Below are 16006 nucleotides of genomic sequence, written 5' to 3'. Positions count from 1 at the left end.
CGCGATATGCGTGTCAATGACGGTTGACAGCCTCTGCGCTGTCATCCTAGGTTGACAGCATGGCCGGAACGGATGCGAAGGAAGCGGTCGGTACCACCGAGGCCGCCATGAACCCGGATCCCCAGGTGGGATTGCGGGCGGTCGCCGCTCTGCGGCGCCTGGTCGAGCGCCTGGAGGAACTCCAGGTCGCCGGTGCACGACGGCAGGGCTGGTCCTGGGAGGAGATCGGGGCCGCGCTGGGAGTCAGCAGGCAGGCAGTCCACAAGAAGCACGCGCGGAGGTAGGCATGTTCCAGCGGTTCACCAAGGAAGCGCGCGAAGTGGTGATCGACGCGCAGGAGCAGGCGCGCTCGCTCCGGCACCCGGAGATCGGCCCGGAGCATCTCCTGCTCGCGATGGTCCACCGGGACCGGGCGCCCGGAGCCGCCACGCTGGCACGGCTGGGGATCACGCCGCAGGCATGCCGGGCGGCACTCACGGCACCGGACGCCCCCTTCGACAAGAGCGACGCGGAGGCGCTGCGGGCGTTCGGCATCGACCTCGACGCGGTGCGGGGGCGGGCGGAGGACGTCTTCGGAAGGGGAGCACTGGACGCCGTCCCACCGCCCACACCGGGGACCCGACGGCTGTTCGGCCGCGACCGGGATCGCAAGCGCCACCTGCCCTTCACCCGGCGGGCCCGGAAGGCGCTGGAACGGTCGCTGCGCGAGGCACTGGCGCGCCGGGACGACCGCATCGGGGTCGAGCACGTGCTGCTGGGCGTCCTGGACACGGAGGACCGGGCGACGGCCGGCCTCTTCCGCCGGCTCGGCACGGACACGGCGGCGGTACGCGCGGACGTCGTGGCGGACCTGGGCCGGGCGGCGGCGTAGCGCGAGGCACCGCCGGGCGCGCCCTTCGGTAGCCGGGGGGGAGTCACGGGCCGGGGGGCCTTACGTGCATGACCCAGGCACCTGAGCCCTCCACGCAACCGCCGGACCGGGCCCCGGCACCGGACGGCGCCCGCCCCGCCCCGCCTCCTACGCGGCGCCCTGTCGCAGGTGGCGCCAGGCGGCCTTTGCCGCGTGGTGGCCGGACATTCCGTGGACTCCCGGGCCCGGCGGGGTCGCGGAGGAGCAGAGGAAGACCGCCGGGTGGGACGTGGCGTACGGGACGCGGGCCAGGCGGGGGCGGATCAGCAGGCGCAGGCCCGCCACCGAGCCCGTCGCGATGTCCCCGCCCACGTAGTTGGCGTTGCGGGCGGCCAGCTCCGGCGGCCCCGCCGTGGCCCGGGCGAGGACCAGGTCGCCGAAGCCCGGGGCGAAGCGCTCGATCTGGCGCTCGATCACCTCGGTGGCGTCGCCCTCCCAGCCGCTGGGCACGTGCCCGTACACCCAGAAGGTGTGCTTGCCCTCGGGGGCGCGGGTGGGGTCGACGATGCTGGGCTGGGCGGTGATGAGGAACGGTACGGCGGGGTCGTCGCCGTGGACGGCGGCCCGCAGGGCCTCGCCGATCTCGCCCATGGTGGGGCCGACGTGGACCGTGCCGGCCCGCCGGGCGGCCTCGGCGGTCCAGGGCACCGGGCCGTCCAGCGCATAGTCGATCTTGAAGACGCTGGGCCCGTAGCGGAAGCGCGGGAAGGCGTTGCCCAGGCCGGCGATGCGGGCCAGGGCGGTGGGCGAGGTGTCGAAGAGGAAGGTCCGGGCGGGGGGCAGGTCGTCGAGGTGCTTCACCTCGAAACCGGTGTGCACGGTGCCGCCCAGCTCCCGCAGGTACGAGGCGAGCGCGTCGGCGATCGCCTGCGAGCCGCCGCGGGGCACGGGCCAGCCGCACTCGTGGGCGGCGAGGGCGAACATCAGGGCCATGCCCCCGGTGCCCAGGGCGCCCAGCGGCGCGATGCCGTGCGCGGCGAGCCCGGCGAACAGGCCGCGGGCCTTCTCGTCCCGGAAGCGGGTCCGGGCCAGCAGCGTGGCGGACTGGCCCGCGGCCAGCCCGAAGCGGGCGTACGTGAGCGGGTCGCGCGGCAGCCCGTCCCACTGCGTGCGCAGGAAGTCGGCGGCGAGGGTGTCCCACCGGCCGTGGAAGGGCGCGACGAGCCGCCGGTAGGCACCGGCGTCGCGCGGGCCCAGCGAGCGGGCCGTCTCGCCGATCAGCCGGGAGAGGACAGCCGCCGTGCCGTCCGGGAAGGGGTGCGCCATCGGCAGGTCGGGGTGGATCCACTCCAGGCCGTGCCGGCCGAGCGGCATCGCGCTGAAGGCGGGCGAGCGCACGGCGAGGGGGTGCACGGCGGAGCACGGGTCGTGGCGGAAGCCCGGGAGGGTCAGCTCCTCGGTGCGGGCGCCGCCGCCGACGACGTCGGCGGCCTCGAACACCTCCACGGACAGGCCCCTGCGGGCCAGTTCGACCGCGGCGGTCAGCCCATTGGGCCCCGCTCCCACGACGACCGCGTCGAGCATGGTGGCCACCGGACGGGCTCCCCTCGTGTCCCTGCGTGTCAGCCGGCGGACGCCAGCAGGTCCAGGATATGCCGCAACGTCATCTCGTCCCGCGCGGCACTGAAGGGCAGCGCGTTGCCGCCCGCGATACGGAACGGCTCCTTGGCGACGGTGCCGCTGGCCCCGCCCGCCTCGGAGACCAGCAGCAGGCCGGCGGCGTGGTCCCAGGCGTTCTCCCAGGAGAAGGCCACGGCGTCGAGGACGCCCTGCGCGATGTGGAGGTATTCGAGCCCCGCCGAGCCGCAGGGGCGCGGCGCCACCCCGTCCGTCCGCAGCGCGTCCAGCACCCGCTTCTGCTCGTCGGTGGTGAAGTCGTAGTGCGAGGTGGCCACTTCCAGGTCCCGGCCCGGCTCGGGCGAACCGGATCGCAGCGGCACGCCGTTGAGCACCGCCCCCTCCCCCTTGCGGGCTATCGCCATCAGCTCCAGGGCCGGCGCGTAGGTCCAGGAGGCGAGCAGTTCGCCGCGGTGCGCGAGGCAGACCAGGGTGGCGAAGCCGGGGTCGCCGTTCACGAACTGCCGGGTGCCGTCGACCGGGTCGACGATCCACACCGGCTCCTCGCCGCACAGCGAGGCGAGGATGCGCGGGTCGGCGTGCACCGCCTCCTCGCCGACGACGACGGATCCGGGCAGCAGGGCCGTCAGCGCGTGCGTGAGGTGTTCCTCCGCGAGCCGGTCGGCGACGGTCACGAGGTCGTGGGGGCCGTTCTTCTCGACGATCTCGTCCGCGGCGAGCTGCCGGAAGCGCGGCAGGATCTCGGCGGCGGCCGCCTTGCGGACCACTTCCTCGACATCGTTCACATCACCTGCGAGAAATTCATCGATCATACGAACCATCGAACCACGTCGCACCGACAATCGGTGATGCGGTGATGGCCGCATGGTGTCCCCGGAGTGAACCCCTCGCCGGCCCTGCTGCCGGGGCGGGCTCAGGAGGGCAGGTCCTTGAGCCACTGCGCGACACCGCCGTGGTGGGAGCAGGTGCCCCTGCGGTGCGCGGAGTAGGAGGACGTGCCGTCGTTGCAGATCGCGGAGGCGCCGCTGTGCGAGCCGCCCGTGGTGGACGACGAGCCGCCGCCTCCCCCGGTGGATGTGGAACCGGAACCGCCGGACCCGCCCGAGACGGCGCCGCCGAGGGAACCCGCGTCAGCCTTGGCCGGCGGCGTGGGCGAGGGGGTCGGCGAGGCGCTGCTCGGCGAGGGCGTGGGGGTGGGTGTCGGGCTGGGTGTGGGCGTGGCGGTGGGCCCGGCTATCTCCGACGGTGTCGTCGTCGAGACGGTCGGCTTCGGGTCCTGCGTCTTCTTGCCGTCGCCGTCGTCGCAGGCGACGGCGCCGAGTCCCAGTGCCAGCGCGGCGAACAGCGCCGCACAGGCCCGTGCGGTCCGCCGCGCGGTGAACGTGCTCACGATGAGGATTCCCCCCGGTGTACTGCTGCGCGAAGCAGTTCCGCGCATGGCTCCGCACCCGGTCGCGAGCCGGCGCCCGGCGGTCCGGGAGGGCGGGGTGGGGGGTGGTCAGAGTGTATGGGGCATCGCGGCGAACGCGTGGCCAGATGACGGAGTTACGGTTGATTCGCTGCCGGCCGACCGGGCCGGCCGGAGGAAGCAAGATGGAGGGTGCGCCGTGCACGGTGAATACAAGGTGCCGGGCGGCAAGCTCGTCGTCGTCGATCTGGACGTCGCGGACGGGGCGCTGCGTGACGTGCGGGTGGCCGGGGACTTCTTCCTGGAGCCGGACGAGGCGCTGCTCGACATCAACCGCGCCCTGGAAGGCGCCGACGCGGACCTGCCCGCTCCGGAGCTCGCCGCCCGGATCGACGCCGCCCTGCCCGAGGGCACGGTCATGTTCGGCTTCTCGTCGGAGGCCGTGGGCGTGGCGGTGCGCCGGGCGCTGGCGAACGCCACGGACTGGCACCACTACGACTGGCAGCTGATCCACGACGGCCCCCAGTCCCCCACCCTGCACATGGCCCTGGACGAGGTCCTGACCGCCGAGGTGGCGGCCGGCCGGCGGCCGCCGACGCTGCGGGTATGGGAGTGGGAGTCCCCGGCGGTGGTCATCGGGAGTTTCCAGTCGCTCCGGAACGAGGTGGACCCCGAAGGTGCCGAACGCCACGGGATGACCGTGGTGCGGCGCATCAGTGGCGGTGGGGCCATGTTCGTAGAGGCTCAGAGCACCATCACCTACTCCCTGTACGTTCCGGACGCACTGGTGCAGGGGCTGTCCTTCGCCGACAGCTACGCCTACCTCGACGACTGGGTGCTGGCGGCCCTCGGCGACATGGGCATCAAAGCCTGGTACCAGCCGCTCAACGACATCGCCACCGACGCCGGCAAGATCGCGGGCGCGGCGCAGAAGCGCATGGTCACCGGCGACGGGGCCGTGCTGCACCACGTGACCATGGCCTACGACATCGACGCCGAGAAGATGCTCGACGTGCTGCGCATCGGTAAGGAGAAGCTCTCCGACAAGGGCACCAAGAGCGCGAAGAAGCGCGTCGACCCGCTGCGCCGCCAGACCGGTCTGCCGCGCTCCGCGGTCATCGAGAAGATGATCGAGACCTTCCGCGGCCGGTACGGCCTGGCGGAAGGCTCGGTCACCCCCGGGGAGCTGGCGCGGGCCGAGGAGCTGGCGGCGACGAAGTTCGCCTCGGCGGAGTGGACGGCACGGGTGCCGTAGCCGCCCGGGCGGCCTGCGTCAGAACATGCGCCACGGCGCGTGTCCGAGCATGCGCCGGAGCGTGCCTCAGAACAGCTTCCGCAGGTCGATCGCGTCGCTGAACGCCTTCATTCCCGCATCGTTGGGGTGCAGGTGGTCGCCGCCGTCGAAGCGCGGCAGCATGCGGTCCGGGTGGCGGGGGTCGCGAATGGCGGCGTCGAAGTCGAACACGGCGTCGTAGACGGGGCTGTTGCGCAGGTGCCGGTTGATGGCGACGCGCTCGGCCTCGGCCCCGGCCGTGCAGTCGAAGAAGCCGCCGCACGGCGCGATGGTGGCGGCGACGACGCGCATGCCGCGCCGGTGGGCGACGTCCGCCATCCTGGTGAGGGCGCCAACGACCTCGTCGGCCTTCGTGCCGGCGCGGATGTCGTTGACGCCCTCGAAGATCACGACGGTCCGGGCGGAGGTCTGGGCCAGGACGTCGCGCTCCAGGCGGTGTTCCGCGCTGACCCCGCTCCTGATCGTGCTGGTGCCCTCGCCCGTGTAGCGGTCGGTCACGACGCGGTTGCCGGAGATGCCGTGGTTGAGGACGCCGAGCCGGGGCACCGCGTGCTGCCCGAGCAGCCGCCGCGACAGCAGGTCGGGCCAGCGGCCGTTGGCCCCGGGCGTGGCGCGTTCGCCGTCGGTGATGGAGTCGCCGAGGGCCACCACGGAGCCGGGCCCGCCGCCGACGTCCACGCCAGTCAGCAGCGGCCAGCCGTCCAGCTGCTGCCCGTAGGCGTCGCCGCCCCGGTCGCCGGTGCGGTCGCCGGCGCCGTCGGCGCTGAGGTAGGAGACCTGGTTGCTGTAGCTGTGCACGGGCAGCGCCCGTACGGTGCCCGGCAGGTGGATGCTGACCAGCAGGTTGGTGTCCGGCGGTACGCGGAAGCCCACGGGGTCGCTGAACTGCTGCGCCCCGGCGGGGATTTCGGCCGCGCTGCGGCCGGCGAAGGCCAGCGGTACGGGGCGGCCGTCCGCGGCCGCCCCGCGGCCCTGCACCGCCACGGTGGCACGGCCGATGCGGACGGGTAGCTGGGAGAAGGTGTTCTCCAGCCGGATGCGGGTGCGCGGGCCGCCCGCGCTGCTGTGCACGATCAGCCGCAGCGTCCGGTCGGTCCACGGGCCCACCGTCGCGTACCCGGACGTGGACGCCGCCCAGCTGCCGGTCCACCCGTTCGAGGGAGCGCGCAGGGCGAGGGAGAAGACGTGGAGGTCGCTCGTGGGGCCGTCGGCGGGCAGCACCACGGCGGCGATCTCCCGGGAGCGTTCGACGGGCACGCTCACCACGTAGAGGCGGGTCGTCTCGGTCCGCCGGCCGCCCGTGGTGTTGCGGTGCGGCAGCCCCACGGCCTTGGTGGTCAGCGGCCCGTGACGCCAGTCGGGCGCCTGCAGGCGGTAGGGGCTCTGCGAGCCGTCGCGGTAGCGGATCGTGCCCGTGCCGTCGGAGCCGCTCCGCTCCCCCACCGGGGAGCTGCTCGCCACCAGGAAGGAGAGGGCGTCCCCGCGGCCGTTCAGCCGCACCGCCTGCCCGTCGGCGACCACGTTGTCGGGCGTCCCGGGCCGCGTCCGGGGCCAGGTGAGTGCGGCGCCGTCGACGGCGATCGTACGACCCCGGGTCCAGCCGGCGGCCCTGAGGTCCTGGGCCGAGTAGGAGCTGCCCCGGCCGTCGAAGTCGGCGTCCTGCGGGTGGGCGTCGTCGCTGACGGCCCTGTTGTCGAAGAGCCGCTCCAGGGGGAGCGCTTCCCGGTGCGGCACGCCCGCGGCGTGCGCCGGGGCGCCGGTCAGGGCGAGGGCGCACACCGCTCCGGCCGCGAGCACCGCCGCCGCGAACGCGCGGGCGGCGGGCGGTCTGTGACGTGCGTTGTCCGTGGGCTGCGTCGTCCGGAGCATGTGCGTCATGCCTCCCAGCGTTCCCCGCTCTGCACGTGGCGGGATGAAGTTAGGGAGGCACCAGGGGAACGTCAAGGAGGCCAACCGGCCACGTCGGGCGCAGCGCGCCTGTGGTGGGGCCATCCGTGGGAGTGAGATCCTGGCCAGTATGAACATTCCCTTCTTGGACAGCTGGCGCAAGCGGCACGGCCCGGCGCACGGGGTGGCGCTGCCCGAGGCGGCCGACCGGGGGCCGGAGGGCCTGGCCGAGCTGCTGTCGGAGTGCGAACTGCTGCGTGCGCACGCGCAGTCGGCGGGGATCGCACTCGACGACTCGCCGTCGTCCCTGGAGGCGCTGGACCAGCTGCAGCCGCGCTGGCGTGAGGACCCGGAACTGGTGCCCTGGCTCGGTAACGACGCGGGGCTGTACCTGGGCACGGTCATCGTGCGCACGGTCACGGGCGCGGGCTGGTGGATCTGGCCGGACGGGCAGCCGGTGGTCCGGCTGGCCAGCGGGCGGGAGATCGACGTGGTCGAGGCGGGCCAGTCGTGGGCGGCGGACGGCGCCCCGGAGCTGTCGCAGCTCTACGCGGAGGTCGCGGAGAACTGACCCGGCGCCGGACGGTGTCAGCGGGCAGGCCGGACGGTGTCAGCTGGTGAAGGGGATGGTGTACTCCAGGCGCCAGCGGTCGGCCCGGACGACGATGTCGGAGGTCTCCACGGCGCGGTCCTCGCCGTCGAAGTGGGTGCGCTCGACGACGGTGACGCACTGGCCGGCGGCGCAGCCGAGCGCCTCGGCCTCGGGGGTGGTGGCGGGGCGGGAGCCGACGAGCTCGCGGGCCCGGACGACGCGGATGCCGATGGCGGCGAGCCGGCCGCGCACTCCGCGCCGGGCGTAGGGGCCGCGCTCGGGGAGGGCGACGTCGGTGCCCTCGGTGATGGTCAGGGGCTCCCAGCTGGTGGCCAGCTGCACGGGGTGCCGGTTGGCCAGGTATTCGTACTGGGTGCACAGCACGGGCTCGCCCGGGCCGATGCCCAGGCGTTCGGCGATGCCGGCGGGGGCGGGGGTCTCGCTGGAGGACGCCTCCCACGTCAGCGCCGTGCCGCGGTCGCCGGCACCGGCCGGGGACGCCTCGTCGCCGGCGGCGTAGCCGCGGATCTTGGCGGCGAAGGGCGAGTCGACGGCGCCGGTGGAGCGCAGCAGGGTGCCGAGCGGGGCCCGGTCGGCGACGAAGACGCCCCGGCCGAACTGTCCTTCGGCGTAGCCGGCGGCCTTCAGGACGCGGACCGCGCGGTCGACGGTCTGGTCGCTGGCCTCGTAGGCCCGTTTGAGCTCGGAGCGGGAGGGGATGCGGTCGCCGACCACCAGGGCGCCCTCGTCGATCCGTTGCCGCAGGTCGTCCGCGATGCGCAGGTATACGGGCCTGCTGTCACCCACACCGGGCTCCCTTCCCCCTCTGCTTCCCCCCGTCCGCCCCCACAGGCTAGGTACCCAGGCTCGGTCTGTGTACCTAGGGCAAATGGCGGCCTCTGCGGCTCCGATCCGGCCCATTCCCGGGAGGTGTGCGTGTCAGCACGGAAGTCCCGTTTTCGATGCGGATAGTTTGCGGCGACTGCGAGACAGCTGAGAGTGGATAGGGCTGGGTATGGCCGTCGATCCGTTGATCGAACTGAGGGACGTCAACAAGCACTACGGCACGCTGCACGTGCTGCGGGACATCAACCTCACCGTCGGCCGCGGGGAGGTGGTCGTGGTCATCGGCCCCTCCGGCTCCGGCAAGTCCACACTGTGCCGCACCATCAACCGCCTCGAACCGGTGGAGTCCGGCACCGTCCTGCTCGACGGCCGGCCGCTGCCGGCGGAGGGGCGGGAGCTGGCCCGGCTGCGCACCGAGGTCGGCATGGTCTTCCAGTCGTTCAACCTCTTCGCCCACAAGACGGTGCTGGCCAACGTCTCCCTGGCCCAGGTCAAGGTCCGCAAGCGCGGCAGGGAGGAGGCCGACCGGCGCTCGCGGGAGCTGCTGGAGCGGGTGGGGCTGCTCGCCCACGCCGAGAAGTACCCCGCGCAGCTCTCCGGCGGCCAGCAGCAGCGCGTGGCCATCGCCCGGGCGCTGGCCATGGACCCCAAGGCGCTCCTCTTCGACGAGCCGACCTCCGCCCTCGACCCCGAGATGATCAACGAGGTGCTGGAGGTCATGCAGCAGCTCGCCCGGGACGGGATGACGATGGTCGTCGTCACCCACGAGATGGGCTTCGCCCGCTCGGCCGCCAACCGCGTGGTCTTCATGGCGGACGGCCGCATCGTCGAGGACCGCACGCCCGAGGAGTTCTTCACCGCGCCCGAGAGCGAGCGCGCCAAGGACTTCCTCTCCAAGATCCTCAAGCACTGAGGGGGTGACGGCACCCATGAGACGCCTCGTCGCCGCGCTCGCCCTCGCGGCCCTGCTGACCGCCGGATGCGGCAAGGAGGGCAGCCCGCCCGTCAAGGGACCCCAGCCCGACCAGCTGCCCGTCTACCCCGTCGCCACCGGGTTCCGGCTGCCGGACTCCCCGACCTGGACGGCCGCCAGGCGCCGCGGCCACCTCGTGGTCGGCGCCAAGGAGGACCAGCCCTACCTGGGCCAGAAGGACCCCGCCACCGGCGCCTACTCCGGCTTCGACATCGAGATCGCCAAGATGATGTCCGCCTCGCTCGGCTTCGACCCCAAGACGGTCTCCTTCCGCACCATCGCCTCCGCCAACCGCGAGACCGCCCTGCAGAACGGCCAGATCGACTACTACGTCGGCACCTACACCATCAACGACCTGCGCAAGAAGCAGGTCGGCTTCGCCGGGCCGTACTACATCGCCGGGCAGTCGCTGCTGGTCCGCAAGGACGAGGACGACATCCACGGCCCCCAGGACCTGGCGGGCAAGCGGGTCTGCTCGGCGGCCGGCTCCACCCCGCTGCAGCGCATCCAGCGCGACTACCCCAAGGCCGTCGCCGTCGCCTACGACACCTACTCGATCTGCGTGGACAACCTCCTCAGCCTCCAGGTGGACGCCGTCACCACCGACGACACCATCCTCATGGGCTTCGCCGCCAAGGCCCCCGACGCGCTGAAGGTGGTGGGCGCGCCCTTCTCCAAGGAGCCCTACGGCATCGGGGTGCCCCGCGGCGACACCGCGCTGCGCTTCGCCCTCGACGACGCCGTCACGGCGCACGAGAAGAACGGCGACTGGAAGCGGGCCTACGACGCGACCCTGGGCCTGTCGGGAGTGCCCGCCCCGCAGCCGCCACCCGTCGACCGCTACCCGGCGGGCTGAGGAGGACCTCCGTGGACGTACTGACCGACAACCTCTCCCTCTACGGCGAGGGCCTGCTCGGCACCATCGAGCTCACCGTCTACGCCTCGCTGCTCGCGCTCGTCCTCGGCTTCGTCATGGCCTCGTTCCGGGTGGCGCCCGTCGGCTCGCTGCGCGTCTTCGGCACGGTGTGGGTGACGGTGCTGCGCAACACCCCGCTCACCCTGCTGTTCTTCGCGGTGATGCTGGGGCTGCCGCGCTTCGGGATCGTCCTGCCCTTCCAGCTCTTCGCGGTCCTCGCCCTGGGCTCCTACACCTCCGCCTTCATCTGCGAGGTGCTGCGCTCGGGCATCAACACCGTGCCCACCGGCCAGGGCGAGGCCGCCCACAGCCTGGGCATGACCTTCGCCCAGACCCTCGGCGACGTCGTCCTCCCCCAGGCGTTCCGGTCCGTCATCCCGCCCGTCGGCTCGACGCTGATCGCGCTCGCCAAGAACTCGGCGATCGCCGGGTCGTTCAGCGTCACCGAGCTCCTGGGCACGTACAAGCCGCTCAACGAGCTGGGCTACAGCATCGTCTGGTCCTTCGTCTGGATCGCCGTCGGCTATCTGCTCGTGACCCTGTCCATCAGCGCGATCTTCAACGTGCTGGAGAAGCGCTGGGGGATCGCCCGATGACCACCGCCCTCTACGACATCCCGGGACCGCACGCCCGCCGCCGCCACCTCCTCTACGGCCTGCTGGCCACCGTGGTGATCCTCGGGATCGTCGCCTGGGTGCTCTACCTCCTCTTCGACACCGGGCAGTTCACGGCCGCCAAGTGGACGCCCTTCGCGTACGAGGGCATCCAGGAACTGCTCCTGGACGGCCTCGGCAACACCCTCAAGGCGTTCGCCTACGCCGCCGTGCTCTCCCTCCTCCTCGGCGGGATCCTCGCCTGCGGCCGGCTCTCCGAGCACCGCGCGCTGCGCTGGACGGCCACGCTCGTGGTGGAGTTCTTCCGGGCCATGCCCGTGCTGGTCATGATCTTCTTCGTCTTCGTCGCCCTCAAGGTCCAGCCGCTGCCGGCCCTGGTCACCGGCCTGACCCTCTACAACGGCTCGGTGCTGGCCGAGGTCTTCCGCACGGGCGTGAACGCCGTCGACCGCGGCCAGCGCGAGGCGGCCTACTCCCTGGGCATGCGCAAGACCCAGGTGATGACGCACGTGCTGGTCCCCCAGGCCGTGCGCGCGATGCTGCCGGCCATCATCAGCCAGCTGGTCGTCGCCCTGAAGGACACCTCGCTCGGCTTCCTCATCACCTACGAGGAGTTCCTCCACGCGGGCAAGCTGATCGCCAGCAACCTCGACTACGACCTCCCCTTCATCCCCGTCGTCATGGTCATCTCACCCGTCTACATCGGCATGTGCATGCTGCTGTCGTGGTTCGCCACCTGGGTGGCGAAGCGGCAGCGGCGCAGCCTGAAGACCCGGAAGGTGGAGGTCGCCGCGGCGGAGCCGGGCCCGCTGCTGCCGGGCGCCGGTCAGCAGCTTCAGGAGCCGCCCAGCCACAGGTCGGGGCCGAAGACCTCGTAGTGGACGTCCGCGGCCGCCACGCCCGCGGCCAGCAGCTGGGCGCGGGCGGCGCGCAGGAAGGGCAGGGGGCCGCAGAGGTAGGCGGTGGTGCCGGCCGGGACGTCGATCAGGGACAGGTCGGCCAGTCCGGTGCGGTCGGCGGGCCAGTCGGCCTGCGGCTGCTCGTACCAGACGTGGGCGGTGGCGTGCGGGAGCTTGGCGACGAGCTGGTCGAGGTCGGTGCGGAAGGCGTGGGTGTCCTCACTGCGGTCGGCGTGGACGGCGATGACGCGGCGGGTGGAGCCGGTGGCGGCGAGGTGGGCGAGCATCGCGGTCATCGGGGTGCAGCCGATCCCGGCGGAGGCGAGCAGCAGCGGCGCGTCGCCGTCGTCGAGGGTCACGTCCCCGAAGGGGTGGCTGAGGAGCAGGGTGTCGCCGGCGGCCACGTGGTCGTGGAGGTGGCCCGAGACCTCGCCCGCGGGGTCGCCGGTCACGCGCTTGACGGAGAACTGCAGAGCGTCCTCCGGCAGTCCGGACAGGCTGTACTGGCGGATCTGCCGGGCACCGTCGGCCAGCGGGACCTGCACGGAGACGTACTGGCCGGGCCGGGCGGCGGGCAGCGGGCGGCCGTCGGCCGGGCGGACGACGAAGGTGGCGACGTCCGCGGTCTCCCGGTGGCGGGCGACGACGCGGTACGTCCGCCAGGTGGCGCCGTGCAGGGCACCCGCCCCGGCGTACAGCCGGGCCTCGATGGCGATGAGGGCGTTGGCCATCAGCCAGTACACCTCGTCCCAGGCGGCGGCCACCTCGGGCGTGACCGCCTCGCCCAGCACCTCGACGATGGCGGCGAAGAGGTGCTCGTGGACGATCCGGTACTGCTCGCGGCCGACGCCGAGCGAGGCGTGCTTGTGGGCGATGCGCGAGAGCATCGCGTCGGGGCGGACGTCCGGGTGCTCGACGAGCGCGGTGGCGAAGGCGGCGACGGCCCCGGCGAGGGCCTGCTGCTGGCTGCCCTCGGCCTGGTTGCCGCGGTTGAACAGGTCGCGCAGCAGCTGCGGATGGGCGGCGAACAGCTTGTCGTAGAAGAGCGGCGTGATCTCTCCGATCGCGCCGCCGACGGCGGGCAGGGTGGCGCGGACGATCTCGGTCGACTTCGGGGACAGCATCGGCGCTCCTCAAATTGGTATCTGAGATTCGTATTTTCGGGTGTGCGAACGGGCCGGGGACCACAGGGGGGGTCAGCTTCCGGGGCGCGTCCCCAGGCTCAGCAGGACCGGACCCGTCGGAGGGCCCGTCAGGTCCTCGACGGTGAGCGGGTCGAGTGCGGCGAAGAACGCCTCCTGGGCGTCGCGCAGCGCCCCGCGCAGCCGGCACGCGCCACGCAGCGGGCAGGGCGGCTCGTCCTCGCAGCCGACGACGTCGCCGGCGCCTTCGAGGTCGCGCACGAGGCGGCCGACCGAGCCCCGGCGTCCGGCCGGGGTGAGGGCGAGCCCGCCGCCGCGGCCCCGGCGGGCCTCGACGACCCCCAGGTGCTGCAGCCGGCTGACCACCTTGGCGGCGTGGGTGTAGGGCACACCGACGGCGTCGGCCACCTCGCGGGTGGTCGGCGCCGCGTCGGTGGGGTCCTCCACGGCCAGGCGCATGGCGATGCGCAGCGCGATGTCGGTGCTCTTGGTGAGTCGCACGGCACCACCGTAACTAATTGGATTCCTGGAATCCAATTATCTGGGGGCGGTGGGAGCGCAGGCCGACGTCGTAGCGGCGCAGCAGCAGCGCGGCCGTGCTCGCCAGGCCCGCCAGGAGACCGAGCCAGATGCCGAGGGTGTGCAGGCCGGCCGCGTAGCCGAACAGCAGGACCGCGGGCAGTCCGACGAGCCAGTAGCCGACGAGGGTGAGCCGGAAGCCGCCCTTGGTGTCGTCGAGGCCCCGCAGCAGGCCGACGCCGATGTTCTGGGCACAGTCGAAGAACTGCAGGACGGCGACGACGGCCAGCAGCCGGGTGGCCAGCGACAGGGCCGCGTCGTCGCCGGCGCCGAGGAAGGGGCGCAGGAACAGGGCGGGGAAGGCGAGGTAGCCGGCGCCGACGACGGTCATCACGGTGGCGGCGCAGGCCAGGGCGGTGTTCCGCAGGCGCCTAGCGGCCGGGACGTCGCCCAGGGCCAGCTCCCGGCTGACGTTGACGGAGGCGGCGTGGGAGAGGCCCACGGCCACTTGGAAGACGATGTAGACGAGCTGGTTGACGGCGGTGTGGGCGGCGAGCGCGGCGCTGCCGAAGGAGCCGGCCATCAGGGCGGTGAGGGAGAAGAAGCCGGCCTCCGAGCCGTAGGTGGCGGCGATGGGGGTGCCCAGGGCGAGCAGCCGGCGCACCTCGGCGCGGCCGGCCCGCAGGGGGTTCGCGCTCAGCAGGGGGGCGAGCTCGGCGTCCCGGCGGGCCGAGGCGTACAGCGCGGCGAAGGACAGCAGGTGCACCAGGGACGTGGCGACGCCGATGCCGGTGAGGCCGAGCCGGGGCAGGCCCCCGGCGCCGTTGAGGAACGCCCAGTTCAGGGCGGCGTTGACGGCCACGGAGACCAGGGTGATGCGCAGCAGCGCCTGCGGGCGGCGCATGCCGACGGTGAACTGGCGCACCGCCTGGAACCACAGGCAGGGCAGCAGCCCGGGGGCGAGGGCCAGGAGCACGGCCCGGGCCCGGTGGGCGACGTCCGGGTCCTGGCCGAGCAGGGGCAGGCACTGGCCGACGGCGGCCATGAGGACGGCCCCGGCGACGCCCGCCAGGGTGGCCACGGCCATGCCGGCCCGCACGGTGGCACGGATGTCGCCGGCGCCGTCGCGGGACGCCGCCTCGGCCCGGGCGGCGGCCGCGGCCGTGTGGTTGCCGACGGCCGTCACCAGGCCCACGCCCATGGTGCGCAGCTGGTTGAAGAGGACGAGGGCGAGGCCGCCGGCGGCCAGTTCCCGGGTGCCGAGCAGGCCCATCATCACGGTGTCGGTGGTGGTGAGCGCGACCTGGGCGAGCTGGGTGAGGACGAGCGGGACGGCGAGGGAGGCCAGGCCGCGGCAGTCGCGCAGGAGAACGTTCACGCCCACGACGGCATCACCTTCCGCGGAGTTTGGCGAGGACCTCGTCGACCGCCCGTTCCGTGGCGGGGGCGAGGAGGCCGCGGGCGGCCATCCAGTCGTCGTCGAAGACGGTGTCCAGGTACTTCTCGCCGCCGTCGTTGACGAGGGCGACGACGACGGAGCCCGGGGGCAGCGCCGGCAGCCGGCGGAGGGCCTCGTGGACGACCCCGCCGGCGGAACCGCCGATGAGCAGGCCGGTGCGGGCCACCGCGCGGCAGGTGGCGAAGGCCGCGACGTCGCCGACCTTGACGCCCTCGTCGATGAGGCCGAAGTCCACCAGGGCGCCGAGCGGGGCGCCGGCGGGCGTGCCGGTGCCCGACTGGTAGTAGTCGTGGGCCGGCGGGCCGAAGGCGGTGGACCCCTCGGGCTCCACGCCGACGGTCCGCACGCCGGGGAGGATCCGGCGCAGTTCGCGGGCGGTGCCGCACAGCGAGCCGCCGGTGCCGACGGCGGCGACGAGGACGTCCAGGCGGCCGTCGAGGGCCTGGTGCAGCTCGTGGGCGACCGACGCGTAACCGGTGCCGTTGCTGGGGTTGTTGTGCTGTTCGGTGAAGAGGGTGTCGTCCCGGCCGTGGGCCAGGCGCCCGGCCAGCTCCTCGCGGGCGGCGGTGGCCAGGTCGCCGGTGCCGCCGTCGGTGACGTACACCAGCTCGGCGCCCAGGGCGCGCATGGCCCGCAGCTTGTCGGCGCAGGCGTGGTGGTCGACGACGGCGGTGAAGGCGTAGCCGCGTTCGGCGGCGACCACGGCCAGGCCGAGCCCGGTGTTGCCGGAGGTCGACTCGACGATGCGGCCGCCCGGGGGGAGTTCGCCCCGCCGCTCGGCGTCCAGCACCATCTGCCGGGCCATGCGGATCTTCGCGCTGCCGGTGGGGTTGAACATCTCCAGCTTCAGCAGCAGCCGGCTGCCGGTGGCGGTGCGGCACAGCTCCAGCAGGGGGGTGCGGCCGATGAGCTCGGAGAGGCGGGTGACCACGGCGGGCCGGGCGAGTGCCTCGTTCATGGGTTCTGGGC

Annotated in this window: 16 protein-coding genes and 1 pseudogene; 8 read left to right on the top strand and 9 right to left on the bottom strand. The window is 73.3% G+C overall.

Annotation, left to right across the window (positions count from 1 at the left end):
- Positions 1-59 precede the first annotated feature (59 nt).
- Both LE181_RS01030 and LE181_RS01025 read left to right on the top strand, forming a co-directional pair.
- Positions 60-284, top strand: a complete 225-nt coding sequence (locus LE181_RS01030; protein WP_225658934.1) for a helix-turn-helix domain-containing protein — start codon at positions 60-62, stop codon at positions 282-284.
- Between the two features lie 2 nt (positions 285-286).
- Positions 287-871 (top strand): Clp protease N-terminal domain-containing protein, encoded by a 585-nt coding sequence (locus LE181_RS01025; RefSeq protein ID WP_225658933.1) that lies wholly within the window; start codon positions 287-289, stop codon positions 869-871.
- A 147-nt stretch (positions 872-1018) separates the two neighbouring features.
- Here the strand turns inward: LE181_RS01025 and LE181_RS01020 are convergent, their stop codons facing one another.
- The 3 genes from LE181_RS01020 to LE181_RS01010 form a co-directional block, all read right to left on the bottom strand.
- The gene (locus LE181_RS01020; RefSeq protein WP_225658984.1) at positions 1019-2434 is read right to left on the bottom strand and encodes a phytoene desaturase family protein; all 1416 of its coding nucleotides are present in this window, start codon (positions 2432-2434) and stop codon (positions 1019-1021) included.
- Between the two features lie 38 nt (positions 2435-2472).
- Positions 2473-3300, bottom strand: a complete 828-nt coding sequence (locus tag LE181_RS01015; protein ID WP_225658932.1) for an inositol monophosphatase family protein — start codon at positions 3298-3300, stop codon at positions 2473-2475.
- 101 nt (positions 3301-3401) lie between these two features.
- Positions 3402-3878, bottom strand: coding sequence for a DUF3761 domain-containing protein (locus LE181_RS01010; protein WP_225658931.1), 477 nt, complete (start codon positions 3876-3878; stop codon positions 3402-3404).
- Between the two features lie 217 nt (positions 3879-4095).
- Here LE181_RS01010 and lplAB point away from each other — a divergent pair, with 217 nt between their 5' ends.
- The gene (gene lplAB, locus LE181_RS01005) at positions 4096-5151 is read left to right on the top strand and encodes a lipoate-protein ligase LplAB (RefSeq protein WP_225658930.1); all 1056 of its coding nucleotides are present in this window, start codon (positions 4096-4098) and stop codon (positions 5149-5151) included.
- Positions 5152-5217: 66 nt separating this feature from the next.
- Here the strand turns inward: lplAB and LE181_RS01000 are convergent, their stop codons facing one another.
- A complete protein-coding gene (locus LE181_RS01000) occupies positions 5218-7059 on the bottom strand; it encodes an SGNH/GDSL hydrolase family protein (RefSeq protein ID WP_372458210.1) in 1842 nt (613 codons plus the stop codon).
- Between the two features lie 148 nt (positions 7060-7207).
- On the opposite strand from LE181_RS01000, the gene LE181_RS00995 reads away from it, so the two are divergent.
- Entirely contained in the window at positions 7208-7648 is a 441-nt protein-coding gene (locus LE181_RS00995) for a DUF6278 family protein (protein ID WP_225658928.1), read from the top strand.
- Positions 7649-7687: 39 nt separating this feature from the next.
- Here LE181_RS00995 and LE181_RS00990 read toward each other — a convergent pair whose 3' ends face one another.
- Positions 7688-8476 (bottom strand): GntR family transcriptional regulator, encoded by a 789-nt coding sequence (locus LE181_RS00990; RefSeq protein ID WP_225658927.1) that lies wholly within the window; start codon positions 8474-8476, stop codon positions 7688-7690.
- Positions 8477-8684: 208 nt separating this feature from the next.
- Between LE181_RS00990 and LE181_RS00985 the strand changes: the two genes are divergently transcribed.
- The 4 genes from LE181_RS00985 to LE181_RS00970 are packed head-to-tail and all read left to right on the top strand — an operon-like array spanning position 8685 to position 11896.
- Entirely contained in the window at positions 8685-9428 is a 744-nt protein-coding gene (locus tag LE181_RS00985; protein ID WP_225658926.1) for an amino acid ABC transporter ATP-binding protein, read from the top strand.
- 16 nt (positions 9429-9444) lie between these two features.
- Positions 9445-10344 carry a glutamate ABC transporter substrate-binding protein gene (locus LE181_RS00980; protein ID WP_225658925.1) on the top strand — a complete coding sequence of 300 codons (900 nt, stop codon included), beginning with the start codon at positions 9445-9447 and terminating at the stop codon, positions 10342-10344.
- An 11-nt stretch (positions 10345-10355) separates the two neighbouring features.
- Positions 10356-11000 carry an amino acid ABC transporter permease gene (locus tag LE181_RS00975; RefSeq protein ID WP_225658924.1) on the top strand — a complete coding sequence of 215 codons (645 nt, stop codon included), beginning with the start codon at positions 10356-10358 and terminating at the stop codon, positions 10998-11000.
- Positions 10997-11896, top strand: a complete 900-nt coding sequence (locus LE181_RS00970) for an amino acid ABC transporter permease (protein WP_225658923.1) — start codon at positions 10997-10999, stop codon at positions 11894-11896. The genes LE181_RS00975 and LE181_RS00970 overlap by 4 nt, the downstream gene beginning before the upstream one ends.
- Here LE181_RS00970 and LE181_RS00965 read toward each other — a convergent pair.
- The 4 genes and pseudogenes from LE181_RS00965 to LE181_RS00950 all read right to left on the bottom strand — a co-directional run bounded on the left by LE181_RS00965 (position 11854) and on the right by LE181_RS00950 (position 15995).
- Positions 11854-13041, bottom strand: a complete 1188-nt coding sequence (locus tag LE181_RS00965; RefSeq protein ID WP_225658922.1) for a globin domain-containing protein — start codon at positions 13039-13041, stop codon at positions 11854-11856. The genes LE181_RS00970 and LE181_RS00965 overlap by 43 nt on opposite strands.
- A gap of 72 nt (positions 13042-13113) precedes the next feature.
- A complete protein-coding gene (locus LE181_RS00960; RefSeq protein WP_225658921.1) occupies positions 13114-13560 on the bottom strand; it encodes an RrF2 family transcriptional regulator in 447 nt (148 codons plus the stop codon).
- An 82-nt stretch (positions 13561-13642) separates the two neighbouring features.
- Positions 13643-14956 (bottom strand): annotated as a pseudogene (locus LE181_RS00955) (MATE family efflux transporter); the annotation flags it as partial.
- A gap of 13 nt (positions 14957-14969) precedes the next feature.
- A complete protein-coding gene (locus LE181_RS00950) occupies positions 14970-15995 on the bottom strand; it encodes a cysteine synthase family protein (protein ID WP_225658919.1) in 1026 nt (341 codons plus the stop codon).
- Positions 15996-16006 lie beyond the last annotated feature (11 nt).

The organism is Streptomyces sichuanensis, assembly GCF_020328095.1.
Lineage (GTDB): Bacteria > Actinomycetota > Actinomycetes > Streptomycetales > Streptomycetaceae > Streptomyces > Streptomyces cinnamoneus.
This window is presented reverse-complemented; position numbering and strand designations above follow the sequence as displayed.